Raw genomic sequence first — 12179 nt, forward strand, 5'->3', positions numbered from 1 at the left:
GAATCGGTGTTCAGGTGCCAATTCTGCCGTGCTCTACTGCACGCATGAAAGTCGGACCCCCGTTTTTGCGCCCCGATATTATGCCTGCTCCTGTCGCGGTTCTCTATATGCGTACGGCGATGTCCGGATTCGTTGCCGGCATCGTGCCCGCGCCCTTTGTGCCGCATCTCGGCTACCTGGCCGCGGTTGCATTGCTGCTGTTGATGCTGGCCTGGTGGCTGCGCCGTCGGACCATGTTGTCTGTAGCAGCATTGTTCGCCGCGTTGGCCGCGGCCTGCAGCCTCATGCACAGTGGCTTTTGGTTGTCTGCCAAACTTCCGGTGTCCTGTACTCGTGTGCCGGTATTGGTTGAGGGCACCGTCGTGTCACTGCCGCGCCGACAGCGCGGCTATACCGGCAGCGATAGCCAGCGCTTTGAGTTTGAAGTAGGCAGGCTGGCGCCACTTGCCTGTGACGCACCCCGCAAATTGTTGATTACCTATTACGGCCCAGAGGTGATAGCGCCGGGGCAGGGCTGGCGGTTCAGGGTGCGGTTACGTCCACCCCGCGGTCAGGTGAATCCGGGGNCGGGCGACTTCGCACGGTGGTATGCCCACAGTCGTATTCATGGGGTTGGCAGCAGTGGTCAGTATGCGCAGCGAGCCCCGCAGTGGAATCGCCCCTGGCGCAGTAGCCATCACCGGTTGCGCGCCCGCTTGAGCGCGGCAGTGACAGCGGCGCTGGCGCCTGGTATGGCATCCGCTGTAATGCAGGCGATTACGGTGGCTGACAAGAGCGGCATTCGTCATCGTCTCTGGGTGATGCTGCAACATCTGGGTATCAACCATTTACTGGTGATCTCCGGCCTTCATGTGGGCATGGTGGCTGGCCTCGGCTGGTTGCTGGGGGCGCTGCTGGCGCGCTGGCTAGCAGCCTTCTGGCCTGTCAATCCTCGCTATTGCGGGGCACTGTTGGCACTGGTATTTAGTGGCTTTTACACCGCTTTGGCAGGCTTTTCAATGGCCACCACCAGGGCTTTCCTGATGATTGCTATCGCGGTCATTGCTGTAGTGACGGCTCGTCGGGTAACACCGTGGCAGGTGCTGTTGGCGCTGGTACTGGTGTTGGCGGCCAATCCCCTGGCAGTGTTCGGCAGCGCGCTGACGCTGTCGTTTGGCGCTGTGGCAGCGCTGCTATGGCTGGGGGGATGGTCCCGGCACGCATATGCCTGGCAGCGCTGGTCGTCGGTGCACGCCTATATGAGCCTGGTTATGTTGCCGCTGGGTGCCATCTGGTTTGGTGGTGCGAGTGCGATTGCCGCGCCGGTCAATTTTCTCTCGATACCGTTTTTTACCTTTTTTCTGGTGCCCCTGGCGCTGGCTGGCAGTGCAGCGGTGTTGCTCGGAGCGACAGGGTGGGGCGCAATGTTGTGGCAATGGGCTGCCGCGCCGTTGCAAGTTGTGATGCAGTGGAGCCAGGGCCTGGAGTTGGAGCGCGGGTTTGTTGCGCTGACACCGTCGGCGCCTGCGATAGCGTTGTCGGTATTTGGTCTGGTCGCTGCCGTTGTGCCAGGTGGGCGCGTCAGGCGGATACTCAGCCTTGCCATTGTCGTGCCCCTGTTTCTCGCACCGCGTCCACCAGTGCCCCCGGTCCTGGCGCTATTGGATGTCGGGCAAGGCACGGCGGTGGTGTTTATGGCCGCAGGCAGGGCGCTGTTATACGACACCGGCGGTGGCGACCCTGAGGGACCTAATCAGGCCCAGCGGGTGGTGATTCCCTATTTGCGGGCCAGCGGTATTCGTACACTGGATACGCTGGTGATCAGTCATGGCGATCTTGATCACGCCGCCGGTCATCAGGCCGTGGCTGCTGCCATGGCACCGGCCCGAACCTGGTACGGTGGCCTGCATAGCGCCGGGCACGATGTCTGCCGCGCCGGGCAGCGGTGGCGCTGGGCAGATGATATTGTGTTTCAGTTTCTGGCTCCCGGCGCAGCCTGGGGCAGCAGCAACAACCGCTCCTGTGTGTTGCTGATCGACGTCCGCGGGCAGCGAATTCTGCTCGCCGGTGATATCGAGTCGGCCATGGAGCGCGAACTGATTCGCTACTGGGGCGCGGCTCTGAGTGCAGAGGTATTGTTGGTCGGACATCACGGCAGCGCCACGTCCACGTCGCAGTCCTGGCTGAATCGGGTCGATCCGGACCTGGCACTGTTGAGCTACGGCTATGGCAATCGTTTTGGGCACCCTGCGCCGGTGGTATTGCGGCGGCTGCAGGCCCAGGGCGTCGTCGCGCTGGCTACTGCCCGTCACGGCGCCCTGGAACTGGAACTGTCGACATCGAATCAGTGGCAGATTCGCGCGCATCGGAAATATCCGGAAAACTGGAGGTTGTGAGATTTCACCAGTACCGCCGGAATATGGCCTATGCGTATAATGGAACCACCGAATTTACTGTCGAGATGTCCCTGTGCTGGAACTTTTGACCGCTGGCGGTTGGCTGATGATACTCATTGTGTTGAGTTCAGTCGTCGCGCTGGCTATCTGTATCGAACGACTCTATACCCTTAACCCGAAAAAAATCGCGCCTCCGCATCTGCTGGCCATGGTCTGGAAGCAGCTCAAGGCGGGTGAAATGGATGCCAACCGGCTCAAGGCGCTGAAGCAGTCATCGCCTCTGGGGCGTATTCTGGCCGCGGGTCTGGGCAATGCCTATCACGGCCGTGAGGTGATGAAGGAGAGCATCGAGGAAGCGGCATCCCACGTGGTGCACGACCTTGAACGCTACCTCAATACCCTCGGTACGATCGCAGCCATTGCACCGCTGCTAGGCCTGCTGGGCACCGTGGTGGGTATGATTAAAGTGTTTGCCGAGATCATGGCCCAGGGCACTGGCAATGCCAGTGTGCTGGCCGGCGGAATCTCCGAGGCACTGATTACTACCGCTGCGGGACTGACCGTGGCGATTCCTGCGCTGGCTATGCACCGCTACTTCATCGGCAAGATCGATGCGATTGTGGTCGAGCTGGAGCAGGAGACCATCAAGTTGGTGGATGCTCTGCACAGCGAAGACAACGCGGAAGAGAACCGTTGAAATTTCGCCGCCAACGTCTGGACGACGTCAACGTCAACCTGACGCCGCTTATCGACGTTGTCTTTCTGTTGCTCATTTTTTTCATGGTGTCTACCAGCTTTACCCGCGAGACGTCACTGAGTATTGATCTCCCTGAGGCCAAGGGCGAGATCAAGGAAGTCGTCGAGGAAGAGATCGAAATTCTGATCGATGAAGGCGGCACCTATCGTGTCAATGGCCAAGGCCTGGTAGACAACAGCATGCGAACACTGCAGGCTGCGATATACAAGATATCTGCCGGGGATACGACCATGCCCATGATTATTACCGCCGATGCCCAGGCCGCCCATGAGGATGTGGTGCGGGCCATGGACGCTGCCGGTCAAATGGGCTTTGTACACCTGAGTATCACCACCCGCCAGCCGGCAGGGGCTCCGCGCAGCGATGGGTAGCAAGTCCCGCCATCCCGGTATTCCGCGCCGCGGAGAGATGAGCGACTGGCAGCTTTATGGCCGCCTGCTGCGCTACATCGTGCCTTACTGGTGGGTCTTTGCCTTCAGCCTGGTGGGCTACATCGTCTACTCACTGGGCAGCGTACTATTTGCGGACATGATGCAATTCCTGCTCGATGCGCTGAATAACGACGAGGCAGTGGACAGCGGTATTGTGTCCGGATTTGCCTACCGTCTTTTTTACGAGCCGGGCATGGATACGCTGGAATTTACCCGGGTGGCATTCCCGGTGTTTCTGGTGGCCATCGCGTTTCTGCGAGCCATGGGCTTTTTCGTCGGCACGTATTTCATGAATCATGTGGCGCGCAATCTGATCCATGAATTGCGCTGCCAGTTGTTCGACAAAATGCTCGTGGCGCCCAGTGCCTACTACGATGCCCACAACCAGGGTGTTTTGATTTCTAAGATTACCTTTAACGTCGAACAGGTGTCCGGGGCTGTCACCAAGGCCCTGAAGATTATTGTTCGCGAGGGTCTGCTGGTGATTGGCCTGCTGACCTACATGCTGTATCTCAACTGGCGCCTCACCCTGGTGTTCTTCCTGGTGGCGCCCTTTATCGCGGGCGTCGTGGTCGTCGTGGGCAAGTATTTCCGGCGCTACAGCCGGCGCATTCAGTCCTCCATGGGCGACGTGACCCAGGTCTCCAATGAAAGCATTGGCGCCTACAAGGAAGTGCGTATCTTCGGCGGGCAGGAGCAACAGTCCGGCCGGTTCCATAAAGCCTCGGCCTACAACCGCACCCAGAGCCTCAAACTGGCGCTGGTGGATGCCGCCAGCACACCGGTGATTCAAACCCTGTTGGCGGTCGCCCTGGGCGCGTTGGTCTGGTTTGCGCTGGATCCACGAATTCTGACCGACTTCAGTGGCGGTAAATTGGTGGCGTTTCTCACCGCAGCAGGGCAGTTGGGCAAACCGATACGCTCTCTCAGTGGCGTGCAGGCCATGGTACAGCGCGGTCTTGCCGCCGCCGAGGATATCTTCGCGCAACTGGATCAGCCCGGTGAGCCTGACAGTAGCAGCTATCGCACCGACAGAGCGCGCGGCGACATTGAATTTACAGACTTGAGTTTTGCCTATCCTGGCAGTGATGCACCGGTGCTGCGGGATTTTTCACTGGCCATTCATGCCGGTGAGACCGTCGCGTTAGTCGGCCGCTCGGGCAGTGGCAAGAGTACGCTGGTGCAATTGCTGATGCGCTTTTATGACCCCGCCAGTGGTGCTATTACCCTCGATGGCAGAGAACTCAGCGACTATCAGCTGGCGAACCTGCGCGATCAGATCGCCATGGTGTCGCAGAATGTGACCCTGTTTCACGACACCGTTTACAACAATATCGCCTACGGGACACTGGCTGAGAAGGGCGAGGCCGAGGTCATGGCCGCGCTCGATTCTGCGTATGCGAGCGACTTTATTGAACGCATGCCTGAGGGTGTCAATACCATGCTCGGTGATGATGGCGGCGGCCTCAGCGGCGGCCAGCGCCAGCGCCTGGCGATCGCCAGGGCAATTCTCAAAGATGCCCCGATTATTGTTCTCGATGAGGCTACCTCGGCGCTGGACAATGAATCGGAACACCGGATCCAGAAGTCGCTGGACGGCATCATGGAAGACCGTACCACCATTATTATTGCCCATCGCCTGTCGACTGTGGAGCGCGCCGACCGCATCGTGGTGATGGACAGCGGCGAGATTACCGCCGTGGGAACCCACCAGGAGTTGCTGGCGGCAGGGGGCATTTACGCACAGCTGTATCACCAGGAGTTTGCAGACTGATGGGTACTCTGGAGGCAGCCTGGTACCGCGGTGCCGTCTGGCTCTGGCTGTTGCGCCCACTGGAATGGCTGTATCGTATTCTCACCGCCCTGCGTCGCGGCGCCTATGGACGTGGCCTGATTCGCGCCTATCGTTGCGACCGGCCCTTGGTTATCGTCGGCAATATCACGGTGGGCGGTACGGGAAAGACGCCGGTGGTGATTGCGCTGGTTGAAGCGCTCAAGCAACGCGGCCTGCGCCCCGGCGTGGTCAGTCGTGGTTACGGTGCCACCGCCCATATCTCCGCATTTCCACACCAGGTCTCCCTGTCTTCCAATGCTAGTGATTGCGGTGACGAACCGCTGTTAATTTATCGCCGTACTGGCGTACCGGTGGTGGTGGCTCCGCGGCGCGCCGAGGCGATCAAGGCCCTGCTGGCGAACGCCGATATTGATGTGGTTATCAGTGATGATGGCTTGCAACACTATGCCATGGCCCGGGACCTGGAAATTGCCGTCATCGATGCAGAGCGTGGCCTGGGCAATGGTTTCTGTCTGCCCGCCGGGCCGCTGCGCGAGCCACAGTCGCGTCTGAAAACGGTGGACCGGGTCATCTATCGCGGCGGCGACGTCAGCGATTCGTCGGTGACCTACCAGCCGCAGTGCTGGGTGAATGTCAGCAGCGGGGCCATGCGCCCCCTCGACAGTTTTGTTGACGCGGCCACGTTAGCGGCGATTGCGGGTATTGGCCAGCCGCAGCAGTTTTTCGACACGCTGACCGACTTGTCGATTGCCGCCGCACAGACGGTTTTCCCTGATCATCACGACTACTCCGCCGAAGACTTTGCCTCCCTTGAGGGGCAGACCGTTCTCATGACCGAGAAAGACGCGGTAAAATGCGCGTCGCTGGCTGGGGATGATGCCTGGTTCCTCCGTATTGATGCGGTGCTGCCGCAGTCCCTCATAGAGCGCGTCGCCGAACTCGCCCAGCGCTAAGCCAACAACGACCTGGAGTGTCTATGTCTTTTTCTGTCGTCATCCCCGCACGCTATGGCTCTACCCGTTTGCCGGGCAAGCCACTGCAGGACATTGCCGGCAAACCGATGGTGCAATGGGTGTGGGAGCAAGCCTGCCAGAGCAGCGCGAGCGAGGTAATTGTCGCCACGGATGACGATCGTATCCATGCGGCGGCGATCGCCTTTGGTGCCCAGGCCTGCATGACGGACCCCGATCACCCCTCGGGTACGGATCGCCTTCAGGAAGTGGCCGCGCTGCAGAACTGGCCCGATGAGCACATCGTGGTCAATGTGCAGGGCGACGAGCCCCTGATTCCACCCGCGCTGATCGATCAGGTGGCGGGCAATCTTGCCAGCCGCAGCGACGCCGGTATCGCCACGCTTTGTGAGTCCGTGACCAGCCTCGAAGAACTCAAGAACCCGAACGCCGTGAAGGTGGTGTCTGACCAGCAGGGCATGGCCCTGTACTTCAGTCGCGCCACGCTGCCCTGGCCCAGGGATGCCTTTGCCGCCGATGCGACGACCATGCCGGAAGGGCAGTGGTGGCGCCATATCGGTATTTACGCCTACCGCACCGCATTTCTGCACCAGTACGTAGCCTGGGCGCCTGCGCCCCTGGAGCAGTTGGAGCAACTGGAGCAGTTGCGCGCCATGTACAACGGTGTGCGCATTCATGTAGAACTCGCGCAGGAGCCTGTACCGGCTGGTGTTGATACACCGGAGGATCTCGACGCGGTGCGCGCCCTGTTAAAGGAGCGCAAGCTATGACCCGTGTGTTGTTTGTTTGCCTGGGCAATATTTGTCGTTCGCCGACGGCCCACGGCGTCTTTCAGTCGATGGTGGACAGTCGCGGATTGCAGAGCCGCATTACTGTGGATTCCTGCGGCACCGGCGACTGGCACATTGGCCACGCGCCGGATAAGCGTGCAACCGCTGAGGCGGCCGAGCGCGGTTACGACTTAACACCTTTGCGTGCCCGCCAGGTGACTGCGGCGGACTTTGACGAGTTTGATTACATTGTGGCCATGGATAACCAAAACCTGGCCGATCTGCGCGCCATGTGTCCCGCGCATTTCAGTGGTTACCTCGGCTTGTTTTTGCCCTTCGCCGCGGCAAACGCCGTGGATGAAGTCCCCGACCCGTACTACGGCGGTCCGGAGGGCTTTACCCGGGTGCTCGACATGGTAGAGGCTGCCAGCGAGGGTTTGTTGGCGGAGATTGAGCGTGCAGATTCTTCACGCTGAGTCACTCAGACAGCGCAATACCCTGCATCTGGATGCCCGTGCGCAGCTATTGGCGAGCGCCGCCGATGAGCAGGGAGTGATTGCAGCGCTGGATTATGCCCGGGCCGAGGGGCTGCCTGTGGTGCCCATGGGCGAGGGCAGTAACATGGTGTTGGCCGGTGATCTCGCCGCACTTGTGCTGTGCCAAAGCGCGCAGCAGATTCAGTTACTGGGCGAGCACACTGGCGCGGTGAGACTGCGGGTGAGCGCAGGTTACGGATGGCATGCGCTGGTGCAGGCGTGTCTTGCGCGCGGCTGGCATGGCCTGGAAAACCTGGCCCTGATTCCGGGGCAGGCAGGTGCGGCCCCCATCCAGAATATTGGGGCTTATGGCGTAGAGGTTGAACGCTTTGTCGAAGCTGTGCACGGCGTGCACATTGAAACCGGTGAGGCGTTTGTGTTCTCGACTGGCGAATGTCAGTTTGGCTACCGGGACAGTATTTTCAAGCGCGAGTTACGCGACAAAGCGGTGGTCACCGCCATCGATTTGCGCCTGTCTACGCGCCGCCAGGTACACGTGGTGTACCCGGCCCTGGAGCAGGAACTGCAGAGTAGGGGCGTCGATGATCCCGCTCCGGTCGATGTCTTCGATGCGGTGGTGGCGGTGCGCAGCCGGCGCTTGCCCGACCCGGCGCGTGAGCCCAATGCCGGTAGCTTTTTTAAAAACCCCGTCATCGGTGGCGATCAGGCCGATGCCTTGCGCCAGGCCGCGCCGGCCATGCCCGCATACGAGCAAGCCGATGGCAGCGTTAAACTCGCAGCAGCATGGTTAATCGAGCAGTGTGGTTTCAAGGGGCATCGCGAGGGCGACGTGGGTATGCACGGTGATCACGCACTGGTGTTGGTGAACTCAGGCAGTGCTACCGGCAAAGAAGTTCTGGCTTATGCCCGCGTGGTGATTGACGCGGTGCGAGAGCGTTTTGGCGTTGCCTTGGAGATGGAACCCAGGGTGTACGGCACCTGATATGAGCAGCTTTGATCACAAGGCATTCCTGAAAACCCTGACCACCCGGCCGGGGGTTTACCAGATGTACGATGAGGCGGGTAAGCTTCTGTACGTGGGCAAGGCCAAGAACCTGCGCAATCGCGTGGGGAGCTATTTTCGCGCTAGCGGGCTGACCGATAAGACCGTTGCCCTGGTCAATCGCATCGCCGAGATCCAGGTGACGGTGACCTCCACGGAGGTGGATGCGCTGCTGCTGGAACACAACCTGATCAAGACGCACCAGCCGCCTTACAATATCCTCCTCAAGGATGATAAGTCCTACCCCTACATTTACATGAGCGGCGACACGTTCCCGCGCATCAGTCTGCACCGCGGTGCCCAGCGCAAAAAAGGTCGCTACTTTGGCCCTTATCCCAGTGCGGGCGCTGTGCGTGAATCGCTGCATTTCATGCAGAAAGTCTTCAAGGTGCGGCAGTGCGAAGACAGCTACTTTCGCAATCGTTCCCGGCCGTGCCTGCAATACCAGATCGATCGCTGTACGGCACCCTGTGTCGAGCTGGTCAGCGAGGCGGACTACGCCGAGCAGGTAGAGAACACCAGCCTGTTTCTCAAAGGTAAGTCGCAGCAGCTTATGGTGCGGTTGGCAGACGATATGGAAAAGGCGGCGGCAGAACTCGAGTACGAGAAAGCTGCGGTGTTTCGCGACCAGCTGGCGCAGCTGCAACAGGTGCAGGCCAGCCAGGGCATTGAGGGCGTACAGGGCGACTTGGATATCATGGCGGCGGCGGTATCTGCCGGGCGCGCCTGCGTGCAGGTGTTGTTCGTGCGCGGCGCAAGAGTACTGGGAAGTAAAACCTACTATCCGCCCCTGAAGCTGGAAGAGAGCCCGGCCATGGTGCTGGAGGCCTTTTTGCCGCAGTACTACCTTAACGGTTCGCGCGCGATACCCGGTGAAGTGATCGTCAACGCCTTGCCCGACGACGCCGAAACGCTCGCCGAGGCGCTGTCTGTGCAAGCGGAGCGCAAGGTAAAGCTGCGCAGCCGCGTGCGCGATGCACGGGCGCGCTGGCTGCGCCTTGCCGTGCAAACCGCGGAGACCAATCTCCAGTCGCATCTCGCTGACCGCCAGACGGTGCTCAGCCGCCTCGAGAACCTGCAGGACATTCTGCAACTGCCGGAGCTGCCTGAACGCATGGAGTGTTTCGATATTAGCCACAGTTCGGGCGAAGCCACCGTGGCGTCCTGCGTGGTGTTTGACCAGAACGGCCCGCGCAAGAGCGATTACCGCAAGTTCAATATTGAGGGCATTACCGGTGGCGACGATTACGCCGCCATGCAGCAGGCCCTGGAGCGCCGCTTCAAGCGCCTTAAGTCAGGCGAGGGCGCCCAGCCGGATATCCTGTTTATCGACGGCGGTAAGGGGCAGGTCACCCAGGCCATGGAAGTGCTGCAGGAGCTGCAGATCTCTGGTGTAGAGGTGATTGGTGTGGCCAAGGGCGTGACGCGTAAGGCAGGCTTCGAAACGCTCATCGATGGCAGCACCGGGCGCGAGTGGCAATTGCCAGGTGACAGCCCGGCGCTGCATCTGATTCAACAGGTGCGCGACGAGGCACACCGCTTTGCGATTACCGGACACCGCGCGCGGCGTGACAAGAGCCGGCAGCGGTCAGTGCTGGAAGATATCCCCGGCGTGGGGGCCAAGCGCCGGCGGGAATTATTGCGGCACTTTGGCAGCGCCCAGGGTGTGGTGAACGCCAATGTTGAGGAACTGCAGAAAATTTCGGGAATTAGTGCCACAATGGCGCAACAGATATATGACCACTTGCACGGGAATACGGGGCATTGAAACTCAACATACCGAACGCACTGACACTGCTGCGAATCTGCCTGATCCCGGTGTTGGTGGTGGTGTTCTATCTCCCGTTCAACAATCACCTGTTGGTGGCAGCCGTCATCTTTGCCGTCGCGGCCATTACCGACTGGGTTGACGGCTACCTTGCCCGGCGGCTGGGACAGACCACGGCATTCGGCGCGTTTCTCGACCCCGTCGCCGACAAGCTCATGGTGGCCGTGGCACTGGTACTCCTGGTGGAACGCCACGACACGCTGCTGTTCACCCTGGCGGCTTGTGTCATCATCGGCCGGGAAATTGTGGTGTCGGCATTGCGGGAGTGGATGGCCGAGCTAGGGGCGCGTACTTCGGTGGCCGTGTCCTATGTCGGCAAGGTGAAAACCGCCTTCCAGATGGTGGCGATTACGGCCCTGTTGGCCATCAATCCGCAGACGAATGAGAGCTGGTTACTGGCCCTCAGCTACGTGGTGCTATATATCGCCGCGATTCTGACCCTGTGGTCCATGTTCATCTACCTGAAAGCGGCCTGGATCGTGATGAAAGAGCGGGATAATTCTTTTTAATTCAGCGCCTTGCAGGATTTTTTTGGATAATTGGTTGACACCGGGCGCCCGGTGCATACAATAGGCGCCTCTTGAACGTGCACGGTATTACCGACACGCTTTAAGGAAGTTGAATTGCGGGAATAGCTCAGTTGGTAGAGCGCAACCTTGCCAAGGTTGAGGTCGCCGGTTCGAACCCGGTTTCCCGCTCCAATTTCCTCGCATCTCTCCTGATGCAATGAGGGTTGAGGAGTTCGAAGTGGTCCGCCACCCCGGCCGTTTCCCACTCCAATTTCCTTTCCCCAGACTGGTTCTCAGTCGCGATATGGCTCGGTGGCAGAGTGGTTATGCAGCGGACTGCAACTCCGTGTACGCCGGTTCGATTCCGACCCGAGCCTCCATATCTTTACTGGTTCCGACAGCGCGCAACTATGCACGCCGGTCAAGTGTCGGACCATCGACCCCGACCCGAGCCTCCATGTCCCTTTAAAATTTCCCAAGATTTCGACACGGCTTTCTCCACCTGAGATACGCCGTTTGCGGGCCGCCAAAAATAGACATAGTATGTGCCAATAAAATCACAACGGAGAATCATATGTCGTCTTTACCGCTGGCTGTACTCGAACAACAACTATCAGCCCAATTGATCGAGGGAGCCTATCTGGTGACCACAGGCCGGGAGCTAGTGATGGAGGTTTTCGATGCGGCTACGGGGCTGGTATGGATGTCGACTGTACCGGTTACCGCAGAGTACTTTCATAATCTGGCACTCGATGAAGGCCTGTCCAAAGTGGGCATTGCCTCAGCCTCAATGGATAGCGCTGGTTTTCAATGCTCCCCCGGGCGTGAGGGCGAGGCGGTGCTGACCCGAGAAATCGACGGCAAGAGCTACATTAACGTGGCGCGACCAATGGCGCCGAAAATGCCCACTAAGCAAGATGGACCGATAGAAATTGAGGTAGATAAGCACCACGTGCTTGGCTTTGAGGCGGGGCGCACGTTAGCCATATTGCGCCTGCCGGAGGGTGATTTCGTTGAAGTGGTCGGCGACAACGATCAAGACGACGCGCTGGTGCTGCCCGATGGCGCCGAACTCATTACTATTGAGCTGGCGGCACCCTGGGTGGTAGCGCTGCCTGCACCGACCCGGGCCTTTTTCTGGATGGAACAGGGCATGCGCAGCTTTCAGGGGCCGGTGAGATTACCCTGATTGCACTCACGCGGG

General features: G+C 59.8%; 11 protein-coding genes and 2 tRNA genes. All 13 read left to right on the plus strand.

Annotation, left to right across the window (positions count from 1 at the left end):
- The first annotated feature begins 119 nt into the window (after positions 1-119).
- The 13 genes from A3709_RS02705 to A3709_RS02765 all read left to right on the plus strand — a co-directional run bounded on the left by A3709_RS02705 (position 120) and on the right by A3709_RS02765 (position 12164).
- Positions 120-2375: a DNA internalization-related competence protein ComEC/Rec2 gene (locus A3709_RS02705; protein ID WP_066049712.1), complete on the plus strand. Its 2256-nt coding sequence runs from the start codon at positions 120-122 to the stop codon at positions 2373-2375.
- A 73-nt stretch (positions 2376-2448) separates the two neighbouring features.
- Positions 2449-3072, plus strand: a complete 624-nt coding sequence (locus A3709_RS02710) for a MotA/TolQ/ExbB proton channel family protein (protein ID WP_066049715.1) — start codon at positions 2449-2451, stop codon at positions 3070-3072.
- Entirely contained in the window at positions 3069-3503 is a 435-nt protein-coding gene (locus A3709_RS02715) for a biopolymer transporter ExbD (RefSeq protein ID WP_066049718.1), read from the plus strand. The genes A3709_RS02710 and A3709_RS02715 overlap by 4 nt, the downstream gene beginning before the upstream one ends.
- Positions 3496-5337: a lipid A export permease/ATP-binding protein MsbA gene (gene msbA / locus A3709_RS02720; RefSeq protein WP_066049721.1), complete on the plus strand. Its 1842-nt coding sequence runs from the start codon at positions 3496-3498 to the stop codon at positions 5335-5337. The genes A3709_RS02715 and msbA overlap by 8 nt, the downstream gene beginning before the upstream one ends.
- Positions 5337-6311 carry a tetraacyldisaccharide 4'-kinase gene (lpxK, locus tag A3709_RS02725; protein WP_066049723.1) on the plus strand — a complete coding sequence of 325 codons (975 nt, stop codon included), beginning with the start codon at positions 5337-5339 and terminating at the stop codon, positions 6309-6311. Before msbA ends, lpxK begins: the two co-directional genes overlap by 1 nt.
- 23 nt (positions 6312-6334) lie before the next feature.
- Positions 6335-7099, plus strand: a complete 765-nt coding sequence (gene kdsB / locus A3709_RS02730) for a 3-deoxy-manno-octulosonate cytidylyltransferase (protein ID WP_197484051.1) — start codon at positions 6335-6337, stop codon at positions 7097-7099.
- On the plus strand, positions 7096-7575 hold the full coding sequence (locus tag A3709_RS02735; RefSeq protein ID WP_066049729.1) for a low molecular weight protein-tyrosine-phosphatase: 480 nt from the start codon (positions 7096-7098) through the stop codon (positions 7573-7575). Before kdsB ends, A3709_RS02735 begins: the two co-directional genes overlap by 4 nt.
- Positions 7556-8578, plus strand: coding sequence for a UDP-N-acetylmuramate dehydrogenase (gene murB / locus A3709_RS02740; RefSeq protein WP_197484052.1), 1023 nt, complete (start codon positions 7556-7558; stop codon positions 8576-8578). Before A3709_RS02735 ends, murB begins: the two co-directional genes overlap by 20 nt.
- A 1-nt stretch (position 8579) precedes the next feature.
- Positions 8580-10406, plus strand: coding sequence for an excinuclease ABC subunit UvrC (gene uvrC / locus A3709_RS02745; RefSeq protein ID WP_066049737.1), 1827 nt, complete (start codon positions 8580-8582; stop codon positions 10404-10406).
- Positions 10403-10975: a CDP-diacylglycerol--glycerol-3-phosphate 3-phosphatidyltransferase gene (pgsA, locus tag A3709_RS02750; protein ID WP_066049739.1), complete on the plus strand. Its 573-nt coding sequence runs from the start codon at positions 10403-10405 to the stop codon at positions 10973-10975. The genes uvrC and pgsA overlap by 4 nt, the downstream gene beginning before the upstream one ends.
- Positions 10976-11091: 116 nt before the next feature.
- Positions 11092-11167: transfer RNA gene (locus A3709_RS02755), tRNA-Gly, on the plus strand.
- Positions 11168-11281: 114 nt separating this feature from the next.
- Positions 11282-11355 (plus strand) — tRNA-Cys (locus A3709_RS02760).
- Positions 11356-11549: 194 nt separating this feature from the next.
- Positions 11550-12164 carry a hypothetical protein gene (locus A3709_RS02765; RefSeq protein WP_066049742.1) on the plus strand — a complete coding sequence of 205 codons (615 nt, stop codon included), beginning with the start codon at positions 11550-11552 and terminating at the stop codon, positions 12162-12164.
- The last annotated feature ends 15 nt before the right edge of the window (positions 12165-12179 follow it).

The organism is Halioglobus sp. HI00S01 (genome assembly GCF_001635445.1).
Classification (GTDB): Bacteria; Pseudomonadota; Gammaproteobacteria; order Pseudomonadales; family Halieaceae; genus Halioglobus; species Halioglobus japonicus.